Origin of the sequence: Mariniflexile litorale (genome assembly GCF_031128465.2) — a bacterium.
Taxonomy (GTDB): Bacteria; Bacteroidota; Bacteroidia; order Flavobacteriales; family Flavobacteriaceae; genus Mariniflexile; species Mariniflexile litorale.
Genome location: NZ_CP155618.1, coordinates 800,325 through 817,520, shown reverse-complemented (window position 1 = coordinate 817,520; position 17,196 = coordinate 800,325). Strand labels below are relative to the sequence as shown.

Here is a 17,196-nt window from a genome sequence, read left to right as displayed (position 1 = left end):
AATTAAGCATTTTTATTGATGATTTCTTTAGCCAAACTTAAATAATTGGTAGCGCCTTTACTAGCGGCATCGTAATTAATAATGCTTTCTCCAAAACTTGGAGCCTCACTTAATTTTACATTTCGCTGTATAATGGTTTGAAATACCATATCGTTAAAATGTTTTTGCACCTCTTCTACTACTTGGTTTGACAATCTTAAACGGGAATCGTACATAGTTAGTAATAAACCTTCTATATCTAATTCCGGATTATGTATTTTTTGAACACTTTTTATCGTATTTAAAAGCTTACCTAAGCCTTCAAGCGCAAAATACTCACATTGAATGGGTATTATTACAGCATCGGCAGCGGTTAAGGCGTTTAACGTTAATAGTCCTAAAGAGGGTGCACAATCGATTAAAATATAATCGTAATCGTCTTTAATTTCTAACAATGCTTTCTTTAGCATGTATTCTCTAGCCTCTTTATCAACGAGTTCTATTTCGATAGCGACTAAGTCAATATGAGCCGGAATAAGATCTAAATTGGGCGTTTCTGTTTTCATAATAGCATCTTTTGCAGAAATAGAATGCTCGAAAAGTTGGTAGGTTCCTATCTCTATGGAGTCTACGTCTATTCCTATTCCAGAAGTTGCATTTGCTTGAGGGTCAGCATCGATAAGTAATACTCTTTTTTCCAGAACGCCTAGTGAAGCGGCTAAATTTATGGACGTTGTTGTTTTTCCAACGCCTCCCTTTTGATTTGCAATTGCAATGATTTTACCCATTAAATGATTTGGTTTTGTGAATGGTAAAAATACAATTATTTATGAGTAATAAAAACCCTAAATAAAAACATTAGTTGAAATGAAAGTTTATAAGGTAAATCTTTATTATTTAGATGAAATTTAGTAAACACATAACACATATTTGTCGAAAGTATTTTCGTATAAATTTTAGATATTTAACATTTTTATAAAGTTGTAAATTGTATATTTACAAAAACCAAAAATTATTTATTTATGAAAAAATTAATGTTTTTTGTGTTTCTAATTGTTTTAGGAACAAGTTCTTACGCTCAAATTGAAAAAACGGTTAGTGTAGAAGGTATTACAGAATATAGGCTGGATAACGGTATGAAGGTATTATTATTTCCTGATAATTCTTCTCAAACCATCACCGTAAATATAACCTATTTAGTAGGGTCCCGCCATGAAGGATACGGAGAAAAAGGAATGGCACATTTACTCGAACACATGGTTTTTAAAGGAACACCTAAGCATCCAGATATCCCTAATGAGCTAACAGCACGCGGCGCTAGACCAAACGGAACGACCTATTATGATAGAACAAATTATTATGAAACGTTTAATGCTACAGAGGAAAATTTAGACTGGGCTTTAGATCTAGAGGCAGATAGAATGGTGAATTCCTTTATAGCTAAAAAAGACTTGGAATCTGAATTTTCAGTAGTTAGAAATGAGTTTGAAATGGGTGAAAATTCACCATCAAGAACTCTTATGCAAAAAGTTATAAATAGTGCTTATTTATGGCATAACTATGGAAAATCTACTATTGGCAATCGTTCTGATATAGAACGTGTGCCTATTGAGAATTTACAAGCTTTTTATAAAAAATATTACCGCCCAGATAATGCGATTTTAATGATAACAGGTAAGTTTGAAACCGATAAAACGTTAGCACTTATTGAGGAAAAGTTTACGGGAATTAAAAATCCCGAGTTACCTTTAAGAGATATTCCCACTGTAGAACCTGCTCAAGACGGTGAAAAACGCGTAATTTTAAGTAGGGTAGGCGATTTACAAATTTTATCTGCATTGTACCATATCCCCGCAGGTTCTCATGAGGATTATGCAGTACTCGCTATTGCAGAAGAAGTATTAACAGATCAGCCTTCAGGGAGATTGTATAAGGCTTTAATTGATGGTAAAAAGGCATCGAATATTTGGTCTTATTCTCCATTTACAAAAGAACCTTCTTTTCTTTATATAAATGTGGATGTGCCATCTGATAAATCGCTATCCGAAGCAGAAACTATCTTATTATCCACTTTAGATGGTTTAAAGAATCATCCAATTACCGAAGAGGAAGTTAAACGTGCTAAGGCTAATTTATTAAAAGGAATAGACCAAATAAGTAGAAATTCATCTTATTTAGGAACCTATATGAGCGAATTTATTGGAGCTGGAGACTGGAGATTGATGTTCATTAATCGCGATAGAATTGAAAGTATGGCAGTCGATAAAGTAAATGATGCTGTACAACGTTATTTGATAAACACAAATAGAACGGTTGGTAATTTTATCCCTTCAAAAACGCCCATACGTGTAGAAATAGAACATACCGAAAATTTAGACGCTTTGGTTTCCAATTATAAAGGGAAAGAAGGGTATGGTGCAGGTGAAGCATTTGATGTATCTTATGAAAACATACAAAATAGACTCAATTTTGGAAATTTAGAAAAAACTCCAATTGAATATGGGTTTATTAAGAAAGATAATCGAGGTAAAACAGTAACACTTTCTTTTACTATTAGAAATGCCAATGTAGATCAACTCATGAATAAAGGTAAGTTAGCTGGTTATACGGCGAACATGCTAAATAAGGGTACCAAAAACAATTCAAGACAAGCTATAGAAGATAAGTTGAGTGAATTAAAATCTTCTATTGGTTTTCGAGGTTCCAATGGAAAAGTTACAGTCTATATAAATACCACCGAAGAAAATTTAATGGCATCGTTAGATTTAATGACAGATATGTTAAAAAATCCAAAATTTAATGAAGCCGAACTGGATAAATTAAAAACTCAAGAATTGGCAAGTATAGAGCAAAATAAAACAGAACCTCAGTATTTAGCTAGTAAAAAATTAAGCGAATTAAACCAAAAACATAAAAAAGGACATCCTTTGTATAATATGTCCATAGAAGAAGAGGTTGAGGCAATAAATTCCGTCACCATTAAATCTGTTCAAGCATATTACAACGATTTTTATGGGATATCAGACAATGCCACTTTAGTTGTTATTGGAAATTTTGATGAAAAATTAATTAAAAATTATTTTGAAACTAATTTTTCAAACTTTAAGAACAGCAAACCTTATACTCCAATTGCTGATAAATTTAAAGTTAATACGGTGGCAAATGAAAAAATTAAAACTCCCGACAAGAAAAACGCTATGAGTTTAGGTGTTTTGTCTTTTGAAGGAAGTCAAACCGACGAAGATTTTGCAGCCTTACAAATAGCTGGCGAAATTTTTGGTGGCGGTGTTTTAAAATCAAGAATTACAACACGTTTGCGCCAAAAAGATGGAATAAGCTATGGGGCAGGCGGGTATGTAAATGTAGATGAAAACAGCAAAGACAAAAATTCGTCGATAGTAGTGTATGCTATTTACGCCCCAGAAAATGCATCGAAAGTGCAACAAGGCTTTAGAGAAGAAATTGAGCGTTTTATTAAAGATGGTATTACAGAAGAAGAATTAAAAGTTGCCGTAACAAGTTGGGTACAAGGTGAAAATGTGTCTAGAGCCAAAGACAACGAACTTTCTTCAACTATTAATAATAATTTATATTATGATAGAGATATGATGTTTCATAAAGCTATTGAAGATAAAGTTACAGGTTTGACGGTTGATGCTGTTAACAAAGTAATCAAAAAATATTTCAAAACATTAGATAATTGGACGGTTGTAAATGCTGGCGATTTTGTTGAACATGAAATAAAAAACAAAGACGAAAAAGTAGATTAACTTTTTTCTAAATATCTTGAATGTGGTAATTTGTATTTTAACAAATTACCACATTTTATTTATTGTCAATTAGAATCTCTAAAATTTTGATAGCTGCTTCACTAATTTTAGTACCAGGACCAAATACAGCTGTCGCACCTGCATTTAGCAAAAATGTGTAGTCCTGTTTGGGTATAACGCCACCAACAATAACCATAATATCTCCACGGCCATATTTTTTAAGCTCATCAATAACTTGTGGTACTAAGGTTTTGTGACCAGCAGCTTGTGATGAAATCCCTAAAATATGGATGTCATTTTCTATAGCTTGTTTAGCTACTTCTTGTGGTGTTTGGAATAAAGGACCAATATCTACATCAAATCCGACATCGGCATACCCCGTGGCTACTATTTTAGCGCCGCGGTCATGACCGTCTTGTCCCATTTTTGCTACCATAATACGGGGTCTTCTGCCTTCTTGATTGGCGAAAATATCGGCTAATTCTTGTGCCTTTTTAAAAGAGGCGTCATTTTTTATTTCCTTACTATACACACCAGTAAACGATTTTATTTCAGCTTTATAACGTCCAAAAACAACTTCAAGTGCGTCACTAATTTCTCCTAGGGTGGCGCGTTCTCGAGCGGCTTCGATAGCTAAAGCTAGTAAATTTTCTTGTCCAGATCGAGCAGCTTCTGTTAATTTTAATAAAGCGATATTTACTTTTTCAGAGTTTCTCTCTGCTTTAATGATATTTAAGCGCTCCATTTGTTGTTTTCGAACGGTTTCGTTATCTACATCAAGCGTTACTATAATGTCTTCTTTGGAGAGTTTAAATTTATTAACTCCCACAATAATATCTTGATTGGAATCGATGCGAGCCTGCTTTTTTGTGGACGCTTGTTCAATGCGCATTTTGGGGATGCCCGCTTCAATAGCCTTAGTCATCCCTCCAAGTGCTTCAATTTCCTCAATTAGAACCCATGCTTTTTGCGCAATATCATGGGTTAGTTTTTCAATATAATAACTACCAGCCCAAGGATCTACTGTTTTTGTTATTTTAGTTTCTTCTCTTAAAAAAAGCTGTGTGTTTCTGGCAATCCGTGCCGAAAAATCGGTTGGTAATGCAATGGCTTCATCTAGAGCGTTAGTGTGCAAGCTTTGTGTGCCGCCAAAAACTGCTGCTGCAGCTTCAATAGTAGTTCTAGCCACGTTGTTAAAAGGATCTTGCTCAGTTAAACTCCAACCAGAGGTTTGACAATGTGTTCGAAGGACAAGCGATTTTTTATTTTTTGGGTGGAATTGTTTTACCAGTTTAGCCCATAGCATACGTGCAGCTCGCATTTTGGCAATTTCCATAAAATGATTCATACCAATAGCCCAAAAGAAAGAAAGGCGTGGAGCAAATGTGTCTATATCCATACCTGCCTCCAATCCTTTTCTTATGTATTCTAAACCATCTGCCAAAGTGTATGCTAACTCAATATCGCAAGTGGCTCCTGCTTCTTGCATGTGGTAACCAGATATGCTAATGCTATTAAATTTTGGCATGTTTTTACTAGAATATTCGAAAATATCAGAGATAATTTTCATGGAGGGCGTAGGCGGGTAGATATAAGTGTTACGAACCATGAACTCTTTTAGAATATCATTTTGAATGGTGCCAGAAAGTTGTTCTATTTTTACACCTTGTTCTTGGGCGGCTACAATATAAAATGCCATAATAGGTAAAACCGCTCCATTCATAGTCATAGATACACTCATTTTATCGAGTGGAATTTGGTCGAAGAGTAGTTTCATGTCTTCCACCGAATCGATGGCTACTCCTGCTTTTCCAACATCACCTTGTACACGTTCGTGGTCGCTGTCGTAACCTCTGTGGGTTGCTAAATCGAAGGCAATTGAGAGTCCTTTTTGTCCTGCTGCTAAATTGCGTCTGTAAAAGGCATTACTCTCTTTAGCGGTTGAAAACCCTGCGTATTGCCTAATGGTCCACGGTTTCGTAACATACATCGTGCTGTAAGGCCCCCGAAGGTTTGGTGTTATTCCAGCGGCAAAGTTGAGATGTTCTAAATTTTCAATGTCTTGTTTAGAATAAATTGATTGAATAGTAATGTCTTCAGCTGTAACAAAAGTTTCAGAAGCTTCTAAATTCGGTTTCCCGATTTCAGATTTCAGATTAATATGCTGAAGATTTTTTCTAGACATTATAAAATCATTTTTTGTAAAAATGGGTCGAAATTCACATCAAAACCTGTTAAGAGTTGGATGTAAATAGTTTTTTTGTTTGCCGAAACTATATATGAGGAATTAAAACTGGTATGTTGTTTTTTTATGTTTTCTATTTTATGAATTGCCTTGAAAAGTTGAGTACTATTATTGGCGTTATATTTGGCGGTTATTTTAGTGAATTCTAAATCGGTTTTTTTTGAAATTTTTTCGTTATTCATGGATATCATACTTAAAATATATTGCGCATCACTTTTATGTATTGGCATATAAGGCATCGTGTTAATTGTATAAGTAGAACGGGTTTCTTCATCAAAAAAGAGATAAAAATTGCCTTCCATTTCACGTAAAAATTCCAAGCGTTTAATTTCTAGTTCGTAATCTTTTTTACTAGCTAAAGAGTCTAAAAGTTTTTCATAACCAACTCTTGAATATTTTTTAAAGGTATCGGGTAAATAAATTTTTATTTGGTCTTCGGTTAAAAAATGATATTTGCCTTGAACGTCTTCAATATTACTAACTTCTATCCAGCTTTCAACATCTTTGGCGATGCTTAAACATGAAGTATTGCTTAGTATCAAAAAACTAAAAAGGAAAAATAATATAAAGGTGCTTTTATTCATTTTTTAAGCGTTCTTGTTCTAGAGTTTCGGCTAATCGTTTTTCAATAATTGGCTCTATTAATGTTTTTCTTTGATGTGTTTTTACAAACGGATAAAGTTCTAATTCATCCTTCATAGCATCATTGGGGTTTGGGTGTTTGTTTGTTCCTAGTAAAATAGTTTCACCAGTATCAAATTGTTGCTGTTCTTTATTAGCACTTTCTTTTATTTTCCGTTGAATAGTATTTTCTTTTAATTGTTTTAAAAAACCGCCATTGCGTTCAATATCTTTAAATAAGGCTAAAGACTTTTCAGCAAGTTGGTTGGTTAAAGATTCAATATAATAAGCTCCATCTGAAGGATTGTTTATCTTATCAAAATAACTTTCATGCTTTAAAATTAAAAGCTGATTGCGAGCCATTCGTTCGCTAAACGCATTGGCTTTTTTGTAAATGACATCATAAGGTAAATTGCAAATAGTATTAGCGCCACCAAGTACCGCGCTCATACATTCAGTGGTAGTGCGTAGTAAATTGGTATTGTAATCGTATATGGTTTTATTACGTTTGGTAGGCGTTGCAGTGATATGGCACTGGGTATTTATTTGGTATTCTGAAGCCAGTGTGCTCCAAAGTAGGCGTAAAGCCCGCAGTTTGGCAATTTCAAAAAAGTAGTTTGATCCTACAGATACATCAAAGGTTATTTGTAAAGTTTGTTTGGTTTCAGCGTTAAAATCGTTATCTAGGGCATTTAAGTATTCATTGGCATGTGCTAGGGCATAAGCTAATTGCTGTACCATATTGGCACCAGCATTTTCATATAGGGCAACATTAATATTAAAAGATTGGGTTTGCTTTACGATGTTTTTGAACTTTGTAAAATCGTCGTTTAAATTATTAAACCAATTACCGGTTTTTGCTAAATTTCCAATAATATCTATGTCAATATGTATATGGGCTTTTGCGGAAATACTATTTATTTGTTCAATGAATTTTTCTGAAAGAAATTGAAGTTCAAAAAAAACAGGAATGTCATCTAGGTTTTCTAGTAATTGTTTAATAGAAATGGATTCGTTTGGAATGATGAATTTGATGCTTTCGGCACCACGCTGAACGGATTTGAGAGCTTTTTTGTTTGACTTTTCAATATTTGCAACAAAAACAGTTTGGCAAATGTTCCATTGAGTGGCTTTGGTGTTTGAAACTTCGGGAAGCTCTTTTAAATCTTCAGAATTGTAAAATGGTTTAACCGAAATGTCTTCGTTGCTTTTCCAGATAAGCGTTTCGTTATAATCAGCGCCGTTTAAATCGAACTGGATTTTTTGTTTCCACTGTTTTGCTGAAACCGAATCGAATTCATCAAACAAACCACTAATCATCTTTTTTAGTTTTTAGACTGTCTTCGTATTCTATGATGTAAATTTCTTCATTGTCACGCTTCATGTAGTATTCTTCGCGAGCAAATTTTTCTAAACCTTCCTCGGTACTTAATGCTTTAATAGCTTTATTGTCTTTTTCAATTTCTTTTTTATAATATTCTTTTTCACTTTCTAAAGCATCTATATCTGTATTTAATTCATGATGAATTAACCACGAGTTAGCATCAAAAAACAACATCCATACAATAAATACAGCTAGTATAAGTATGAAAATGTTTTTGAAAGGTTTGAATATTTTATGCTTTAAAATGCTCATTTATAGTTTGTTGTTTATTATTGTGCGAACAATATCTATGGCAACAGTATTGTGTTTGTTGTTAGGTATAATAATGTCTGCATACTCTTTCATAGGTTCTATAAATTGGTCGTGCATGGGTTTTAACGTGTTTTGATAACGTGTTAAAACTTCATCTAAATCTCTACCACGTTCAGAAATATCACGTTTTAATCTTCTTATTAAACGCTCGTCAGTATCGGCATGTACAAATATTTTAATATCAAACATATCGCGTAATTCTGGATGGGTTAAAATTAAAATACCTTCCACAATCATTACTTTTCTTGGATGTGTAAAAATGGTATCTCCCGTTCTATTATGCTTAACGAAAGAATATACGGGTTGGTGTATAGGAATGCCTTTTTTTAAATCTTTAAGATGACTTTCTAAAAGCTCAAAATCGATAGATCTAGGGTGGTCAAAATTTATTTTAATACGTTCGTCGTAACTTAAGTGCGTCGTATCTTTATAATAAGAATCTTGTGATATAACTCCAACTTCACCCTCTGGGAGTTCGTTAAGTATTTGATTTACAACGGTTGTTTTGCCGCAGCCTGTTCCACCCGCGATTCCGATAATAAGCATGAATAGTTTTGTTTAATTAACCTTTTACAAAGTTAGTTAAATGTCAATCAAATACTGTGAGTTATTTTATTTTTTGATTTTTGAAACTTCAGCTTTAGTAACCATTTTTTCATTTTTATTGCCCCAGCTATTGCTGATGTAGTTCATAACATCGGCCACTTCGTCATCACTTAAACCCAAAGGAGCCATAACACTGTTGTATTTTTTCCCGTTAACAACAATGTCGCCACTCATTCCAAATTTGATAGCTTTAATACTTGCTTCTCTGTTTTTGATGAGGTAATCTGAATTGGCAAGTGGAGGATAAATTCTTTCAACACCTTTTCCATTAGGAAGATGGCATGATATACAAAAATCGGTATAGATTTCTTGACCTCTTTCTATGCTAGATTTTAATGTATTGGTGTTGGTTTGTGAAAAACTTGAGAATATAACTGAAAGTGTTACAAATAGACTTAATAGGAGTGATTTCATAAAGAATTATTATTTTTAATTTTCAGGAACTATTTTTACAATGCCTTTACCTTCAACAGCTACATAAATATAGCCATCTGGACCTTGGACAACATCTCTAATACGACCTGTTTTTTCTATTAGTTTTTCACGTTTAACAACTTTTCCGTTGTCTAAAACCAGACGTTCTAAATATTCAAATTTAAGTGAACCTACTAATAAATTGCCTTTCCAATTGGGGTATTTATTTGATGTAACAAATGCCATTCCGCTGGGAGCAATAGAAGGTACCCAATAAAAAAGAGGTTGTTCCATGCCTTCTTTTTCAGTAATATCAGTAAAAGACGTTCCGCTGTAGTTAATACCATACGATATAACAGGCCACCCATAGTTTTTTCCTTTTTGGATGATGTTGATTTCATCACCACCTTGTGGCCCGTGTTCATGCTCCCAAATGGCTCCAGTTTCTGGGTTTTTTATTAATCCTTGTGGATTTCTGTGTCCATAACTATAAATGGCGGGTTTTGCGTTTTCTGAATTAACAAAAGGGTTGTCTGTAGGGATACGTCCATCGTCATGAAGTCGGTAAATTTTACCACAATCGCGCGTGATGTCTTGTGGGTTTACATCGCGGTCACCACGTTCTCCAATAGAGAAGTATAAATAGCCATCATTATCAAATTCTATACGAGAGCCAAAATGTTGTCCTTTTTTAGAGTTTGGTGATGCTTTGTATAGCACTTCTTTTTCAGTTAAGGCGTTGTTTTTTAATTTGGCTCGCATAATGGCAGTATTGCCACCCTCTCCTTCACCTTCCGCAGAAGCGTAAGAGAAATAAATCCATCCATTGGTTTCGTAATTTGGGTGTAATTTGATGCCCATAAAACCACCTTGACCACGTAGATAAATTTCAGGGACCCCTTCAATTAAAGTTTTTGTTCCATTTTTAAAATGAATAAGTTCGCCTGCTTTTTCTGTTATTAGCATGCTGCTATCTGGTAAAAATGCTATGCCCCAAGGTATATTTATATCTGAAACAATTAATTCTGTTGTATAATTTACGTTTTCAGGATCTTGGGCTTTTACTTCAGATTCGGATTGTTGAGCACAAGCGTTTAATGAGATTAAAACTACTGCTAATAAAAAATGTAACTGTTTCATATTTGTTTTTTGATATAAATTTAGTTAAAACATATAACTTATGTTAATCCCAGTATAATAATTTGTTGGATTTCCAGGGTAATAATACCTAGGAGCTGCACCACCAAAGCCAGTTGCATTAATTAATATTTGCGATGCATAATGGGTGTTAAAAATATTATCCAAACCAAAATAGGCGTTTACCTTAAAACATTTATTAATAAAATGTTTATAGCCCAATTTTATATTTGTTAAGCTATAATCTTTAGTGAACAGCGAGTTCGTATCTGTCATAGGAATTTGTCCAACATACTGGTAATTAATAGTTGTGTAAATGCCTAATTGAGTATCAAAATCCATGCCTGTATTTAAAAGGTTTGAAGGGACACCAGTTAATTTGTTTCCAGAAAAATTGTTTCCATCATCAACAAACTCTTTAAACTTAAAATCGTTAAGTGTGTAAGATACATATTGATTTAGTGATACGGTTTCCTGTTGTAGCCATTGGTGTTTTATAACCAATTCCAAACCATTGTGTTGGGTCTTTCCAGCGTTTACTCCAATAAATTGGTCGTCTCCGGTTCTTCTGGCAACTAAAAGATTACGCACGTCTAATTTGTATAATGCCAAGTTAATTTGTAGACGATTATTAATGAAAGATGAGCGTGTCCCTATTTCTAAATTCCAACCAGTTTCTGGCTTTATGTTTGCATTGATTAAACCATCTGGTAGTAATGTTTCGGCAGTTGTGGGTGGTGAAAACCCATGACTTATATTGGAATAAACACTAATGTTATCGGTAAATATATGTGAAACACCAAATTTGGGAGATAGCATACCTTTGAATTTGTAAGTACCCGTTTGGTCTGGGTTTTCATCTGAAACAAATCGGTCAAGTAAGTCGTAAGATGTTTTATTGAAATTAAACCCAACCGAAAGCGTCATTTTTTCCGAAAGGTTGTAATTGGTTTCGAAAAAGAGGTTATAATAACTGCGATTTTCTTTAAAGTCTGAGAATTTATCGCCTTCAACACTACCAGTTCCTGAGGGATAATCTTGATATAAATTTTCAAAGTTTCTTGATTTATAGGAGTCTTTAAATAATTCACCGCCAAGTGTCCAATTTAGTTTTTTGAATGTACCTAAAATTCGACTTCTTATTCCAATAGCAGATGTGTTTTCTGTTAAAATATCAAAAGGTCTTGGTTCGTAAGCCTCTTTAAAAGATGCGAAAACACTGGTTGCTTGCTTTACGTTACTATTATAATGATGATTCCAAGAACCACCAATAATACCACGTTTCGAATCTTCATAACCTTTAGACTGTGCCCAAGTAAAAGCTGCTGATTTAGGATTATTTAAATAATCATTTTCATTAATTGAACTTGGAATAAATCCTTTTAAATCGACATAGCTGGCTAACAATGTTATATCATCTTTATTATTTAAAAAGTGATTAGAGTTTATGGTGAACGTTTGTCGGTTGTATTCATTATTATCCCTGTAACCATCACTATGGGTGTTACTGTAAATAGCTCTAAAACTATTTTTTGTAGCACCATAATTAATATTTAAAACACCTTTCATGAGCCCAAAAGAACCAAAAGATATATCGCTTTGAACATCCGTTTGGTTTAGAGAAGCATTTTTAGGAATTAAATGGATGGTGCCGCCTAAACCTGCACCGTAAATACTGGAACCTGCACCTTTGATGATTTCCATTCGAGAGATAGAACCTAATTCAAAATCTTCAATTGTTGTTTCTCCGCTTCCAGAAGTGAGTGGGATATCTTGAAAATAGGCTCTGATTTTTGAAGTTCCATATAGGTTTCTTGAGCCAATACCTCTAATGGAAATTTTATTGGTATTTAAAGATCCCGATTGCATAAATACACTAGGAACTCTGTTTAAAACATCCATGACATTCGTTGTGTTTCCACGTTCCATATCTTTAGGAGTGATAATATCAATAGTTGTATTTGATTTTTTTAATTTTTGAGGGATATGATTTGCGGTTACTATAATCTCTTTTAAATTTGAAGGATTTAATTCCAGTTGAATAATTGTAAAACCAGAATTTAACGGTTCGTTTTTTTCTTGATAACCTATCTTTATAAATTGATAAATTCCAGATTCTTGCACTTCAAACTCACCTAAAGTATTTGAAATTACAATTTTATTGTTTTGAGAATTTTTAATTGTTACACTAGCAATAGGCGTTCCGTTTTCACTATCAATAATTTTCCCTTTCAGAGTTTGTTGGCAATAGCTGTGCGAAAAAGTCATCAAAAAGAAACTAAAGAACAATGCCTTTTTTAAAATGAAAGAATTTGGTTGCGCCATTATTTTAAAAAGAGGGTTAAGCGATTTTGTTTAAAAAAACTTAAAAATAGTTTTTTTAAAATTAAACAGAATATTTAGTGCGATTATTGTATAAAAAAGTATATTTGCATCCCGTTACAAGAAAATATTTACGGGGTGTAGCGTAGCCCGGTTATCGCGCCTGCTTTGGGAGCAGGAGGTCGCAGGTTCGAATCCTGCCACCCCGACTTTTTAAGAAATCAAATAGTAATAAAAACTTGGTAATCGAATGATTATCAAGTTTTTGCATTTTAAAGGGTCACATTTAATTTGTATTGGTTTGGTAAAAAAAGTGACCAATTCGGTTACCACACGTGGAAACCCATAAAAAAGGTAACCGAATGACTTGATTTGACTTTTGTTTTTAATGTTTAATTTAAAAATGAAAGATTATGACACATTCAAACACCTTCAGTATCCTGTTTTGGCTAAGGCAAGCCAATACCAAAAACAGACAGGCACCCCTCTATGCTCGAATCACCGTAAATGGCAAACGCGCGGAACTTTCCCTTAAAAGAAAAGTAACCATTTCAGATTGGGATACCAACAAGAACAGGCTAAAAGGATTAAGCGAGGAAAACAAACAGTTCAACAATTTTATAGAGCAGGTCAATGCCAAGCTATTTGAATGCTATCAAAAACTGCAAAGCGGTAACAAGCAGGTAAGCTCGAACATCATTAAGGCACATTTCCTTGGTAATGAAGAAGACCGCCATTCACTTTCGGATATCATAGAGTACCACAATACCCACATGAAGGACACCCTGCGATGGGGCACACAAAAGAACTATTTCACGACACACAAGTATATCCTTCTCTTTCTAAAGCAAAAGCACAGGACAACGGACATGTACCTCTCGGAACTAGGATATAAGTTCATCATTGACTTTGAGCGTTTTTTGAGGCACCAGGAAAAAATGGAAACAATACCGTTATGAAACATATTGAAAGATTAAGGAAAATGGTGAGCCTTGCCTTTAAAATGGAATGGTTGGACAAGGATCCATTCATGAAGTTTGAGGCGAAATACGAAAAGAAGGAAAGGGGCTTCCTGACCTTGGAAGAACTGCAAAGCATAGAGAACAAGTCATTTACAATTCCAAGGCTGGGATTGATAAAGAACCTGTTCGTGTTCAGTTGTTATACAGGCTTATCCTATGGCGATGTCATGAATTTAACGACCGATAACCTATGTATAGGTATAGACGGAAAGCAATGGATCTATTCACAAAGGGAAAAAACGAGCGTTCCAGTAAAGATACCATTACTGACCAAAGCCTTGAAGATTATAGAAACTTATAAATCAAATCCAAGCACTACAGTAAAACAAAACTTATTCCCAACAATCTCAAACCAAAAGTTGAATTCGTATTTAAAGGAGATATAGCCGATGTTTGTGGAATAAGGAATAACCTGACTTTCCACATTGCCAGACATGCCTTTGCAACCACTGTTTTACTGTCTAACGGCGTACCCATAGAAACAGTGTCAAAGCTTTTGGGACATACAAAGTTATCGACGACCCAAATCTATGCTAGGGTAGTGGAAACCAAGATAAGCGAGGATATAAACAATCTACAGGAACGGATCAAAAAAAGAGAAGTTACAAAAATTTCAGCGAATCAAAACAATAGTTGTGTTGTTTAGAAATAATTCACTCGAATTATACTCCTAAATTAAGATCACAGAAATTCTAACAAGGAACAAAAAGCCTAAAAGCCCAGAGAAAATCACAAGATTAATGCCAACGGACACCGTGCAAGGCACTGCCCTTGGTCGGCAAGGGTAAAGGTGTTCAGCGGCATATATGTTCATACGTTTTTAAAGGGATGGATTTAGGGTCTGGCTTTTTAAAAACGATTTTTTGTATTGGTTCTACATTGAGCGAGGGGAATCCATCACTTTAAAAATGGACCAAGCTCGCCCCAAAACGAGCGCGGTAGCCTTTGTAACCACATAGGTTCAATACCATCAAATTACCTTAAATAGGGTCAAATTTTAGGAATTCCGTGATTTTTTACTAAAAGATTCTAGGTTTTATAGGGGTTACAAAGCTTTTTTACTAAAAATTCACGGAAAAACATAATTCGATAAGTAAATAAGTTGATGAAAAACAGATTGTTGTGTAAATGTAACATCGCGCAGCGTGTTACCCTCTTGCTCTACAAAATCCGATAGGCAGAGCCTATCAAATTTCATAGACAACTTGATAAAAATCAGTGGCTTTTTTATAAAATTATATCCTTAAATGTTTAATGAAATTTATCTAAAGCGAATTATAATAGTTATAAGTTTCACATTTTTTATTGATTTGGTAATATAGTATCAATTTTAGGTAATTTATTGCGTAGTAAAAAGCATATATAAATTTATATTGTGCTAAAACAATTACAACTTTAAGAGTGCATATTTTACCAAAATGAAGGAAAGTACAAATGTTTTAACAAGTTTGCCAAAATTCGCTATTGTAGTTTTTGTGTCTTTGCTTTTCTTGGTATTACCCCAAATTAATCTATCTGGATATGTACAACCCACAGTTACAAGCAAGTTTATTTGCTTTCAATATAGTTGTTTAGTGTTGCTATGTTTATATGGTCTCAAGATAGTATTCACTAAAGCTATTTCATTTTCACCTTCTAAATTGGATATTGTACTTTTTATTTTTTTAACATTTATTACATTAAATAGATATGTCATTCAAACTAATTTAAGTTTCTCAATCCGATTTATGGAATTAGTGGGGTTAGGTGTTTTGTATATCGTTTTAAGAAATCTTTCCAATAAAAATTATGTTTGTTTGCTATTGATGGTTGTCGTTTCAGGAATTATCCAAGCAATATATGGTAATTTACAATTGCTGGAATACTATCCATCTAATCATTCTGGGTTTAGAATGACAGGTAGTTTTTTTAACCCAGGGCCTTATGCTGGCTTTCTTTCGGCTGTATGGCCAATAACTTTGGGAATGTATTTGTTTAACGCAAACATAATAGAGCAAATGCGATCAAAAAGTGGCTCTGTATTTTTAAAAAAGATGTTCCAATACATTTTTAACTATATACCCATGTTTGGCGTGGTAAGTATTTTATTGGTTATACCAGCATCGCAATCTAGAGGATCATGGCTAGCTGTAATAATAAGTAGTTGCCTATTGTTAGAATATCGCTATAGAGTTATAAAACGGCTTTTTAATAAATATACCAATTTAACAAAATCAATTTTAATCACAGGTTGTATATTGATAATTGGAGTAAGCCTATTAGGTATTTATCTTTTTAAACAAGGATCTTCGGATGGTCGATTATTTATTTGGAAAGTCTCTACCGAAATAATAAAAGAAAATCCTGTTTGTGGTGTAGGCCTTGATCGTTTTAAGGCTCACTATATGAACCATCAAGCTAATTATTTTTCACAACATGGAGAAACTAAAGAGACTTTAGTAGCTGATAATACTTATTATGCCTTCAATGAATTCATTCAATTTATAACCGAACAAGGCGTATTTGGTTTCATAATATTACTGTTTGTTTTGTTTTTTATTATCAAAATCAAAACGGCAGATGTAAAAGAAAGGAATGAGTTAGGTATTATAATAAAAATAAGCTTACTAACTATTGGTGTATTTGCCTTCTTTTCTTATCCCATGGAAATTCTACCTATTAAACTTATCATGGTTATTTTATTATCAGGTCTTGCTAAGTTGGACCAAAATAAAACAAAGCTATTTCAAAATTTTAAAGTAAATGTTCCTATAATAATTTCTCTAAAAACTTTAGTGGTTGGTTGTATTTTAATAATAACAGTTTTTAGCTTTAAGTATATAAATAGTTTAAGTGAAAGCTTTAAAAATTGGCAATTCGCTTTAAACAGTTATCAATATGGAGATTATGAAACTGCAATAGAAGCATACGAGGAAGCTTTTCCTGAATTGAAAGACAATGGTGAGTTTTTAATGAATTACGGCAAAACCTTATCCATTTATAAACAAGATGAAAAAGCGATACAAATTTTAGAACGAGCTAAGATACATTTAAATACTACTATTATAGAAACGGCTTTAGGCGATGCTTATAAAAATAATAAACAATATAAGGAATCAGAAATAGCCTATATACATGCTTCTAATATGATACCTACTAGGTTTTACCCATTGTATTTGTTAGCAAAATTATATGATGAAATTGGGCAAAAGGAAAAAGCAGTTAAAATAGCTAAAGTAATTTTAGGCAAAGAGATAAAAAAATCATCAACAGCAATAAAGGAAATAAAACAACAAATGAAAAATATAATCACAAAAAATGAATTGTTTAACAAAAATAAAGAGCCAATGAAATAGAGAATTAAAGAATAAAAGGAAATCTAAAAATTTAGATTATTAATACTTG

General features: G+C 33.4%; 12 protein-coding genes, 1 tRNA gene and 1 pseudogene. 5 read left to right on the top strand and 9 right to left on the bottom strand.

Annotated elements, in window-relative coordinates; translation table 11 throughout:
• Positions 1-2 precede the first annotated feature (2 nt).
• Complete coding sequence (locus tag QLS71_RS03180; RefSeq protein ID WP_308990469.1) at positions 3-767, bottom strand: AAA family ATPase; 765 nt, start codon at positions 765-767, stop codon at positions 3-5.
• Positions 768-1,001: 234 nt separating this feature from the next.
• Between QLS71_RS03180 and QLS71_RS03175 the strand changes: the two genes are divergently transcribed.
• On the top strand, positions 1,002-3,749 hold the full coding sequence (locus QLS71_RS03175; protein WP_308990468.1) for a pitrilysin family protein: 2,748 nt from the start codon (positions 1,002-1,004) through the stop codon (positions 3,747-3,749).
• 55 nt (positions 3,750-3,804) lie between these two features.
• Here QLS71_RS03175 and scpA read toward each other — a convergent pair whose 3' ends face one another.
• The 8 genes from scpA to QLS71_RS03135 all read right to left on the bottom strand — a co-directional run bounded on the left by scpA (position 3,805) and on the right by QLS71_RS03135 (position 12,793).
• Entirely contained in the window at positions 3,805-5,934 is a 2,130-nt protein-coding gene (scpA, locus tag QLS71_RS03170) for a methylmalonyl-CoA mutase (RefSeq protein ID WP_308990467.1), read from the bottom strand.
• On the bottom strand, positions 5,934-6,578 hold the full coding sequence (locus QLS71_RS03165; RefSeq protein WP_308990466.1) for a hypothetical protein: 645 nt from the start codon (positions 6,576-6,578) through the stop codon (positions 5,934-5,936). The genes scpA and QLS71_RS03165 overlap by 1 nt, the downstream gene beginning before the upstream one ends.
• A complete protein-coding gene (locus QLS71_RS03160; protein WP_308990465.1) occupies positions 6,571-7,935 on the bottom strand; it encodes a methylmalonyl-CoA mutase subunit beta in 1,365 nt (454 codons plus the stop codon). The genes QLS71_RS03165 and QLS71_RS03160 overlap by 8 nt, the downstream gene beginning before the upstream one ends.
• Entirely contained in the window at positions 7,928-8,251 is a 324-nt protein-coding gene (locus QLS71_RS03155) for a septum formation initiator family protein (protein ID WP_308990464.1), read from the bottom strand. Before QLS71_RS03155 ends, QLS71_RS03160 begins: the two co-directional genes overlap by 8 nt.
• Complete coding sequence (udk, locus tag QLS71_RS03150) at positions 8,252-8,857, bottom strand: uridine kinase (RefSeq protein WP_308990463.1); 606 nt, start codon at positions 8,855-8,857, stop codon at positions 8,252-8,254.
• 66 nt (positions 8,858-8,923) lie between these two features.
• Complete coding sequence (locus QLS71_RS03145) at positions 8,924-9,331, bottom strand: cytochrome c (RefSeq protein ID WP_308990462.1); 408 nt, start codon at positions 9,329-9,331, stop codon at positions 8,924-8,926.
• A gap of 15 nt (positions 9,332-9,346) precedes the next feature.
• Entirely contained in the window at positions 9,347-10,471 is a 1,125-nt protein-coding gene (locus tag QLS71_RS03140; RefSeq protein ID WP_308990461.1) for a PQQ-dependent sugar dehydrogenase, read from the bottom strand.
• A gap of 24 nt (positions 10,472-10,495) precedes the next feature.
• On the bottom strand, positions 10,496-12,793 hold the full coding sequence (locus QLS71_RS03135; RefSeq protein ID WP_308990460.1) for a TonB-dependent receptor: 2,298 nt from the start codon (positions 12,791-12,793) through the stop codon (positions 10,496-10,498).
• Between the two features lie 131 nt (positions 12,794-12,924).
• Here QLS71_RS03135 and QLS71_RS03130 point away from each other — a divergent pair.
• The 4 genes and pseudogenes from QLS71_RS03130 to QLS71_RS03110 all read left to right on the top strand — a co-directional run bounded on the left by QLS71_RS03130 (position 12,925) and on the right by QLS71_RS03110 (position 17,147).
• A tRNA-Pro gene (locus QLS71_RS03130) sits at positions 12,925-12,999 on the top strand.
• A 204-nt stretch (positions 13,000-13,203) separates the two neighbouring features.
• Positions 13,204-14,198 (top strand): annotated as a pseudogene (locus QLS71_RS19205) (phage integrase SAM-like domain-containing protein).
• The gene (locus QLS71_RS03115; protein WP_308990798.1) at positions 14,114-14,458 is read left to right on the top strand and encodes a tyrosine-type recombinase/integrase; all 345 of its coding nucleotides are present in this window, start codon (positions 14,114-14,116) and stop codon (positions 14,456-14,458) included. The pseudogene QLS71_RS19205 and the gene QLS71_RS03115 overlap by 85 nt, the downstream one beginning before the upstream one ends.
• A gap of 994 nt (positions 14,459-15,452) precedes the next feature.
• Positions 15,453-17,147: an O-antigen ligase family protein gene (locus tag QLS71_RS03110; protein ID WP_348636602.1), complete on the top strand. Its 1,695-nt coding sequence runs from the start codon at positions 15,453-15,455 to the stop codon at positions 17,145-17,147.
• The last annotated feature ends 49 nt before the right edge of the window (positions 17,148-17,196 follow it).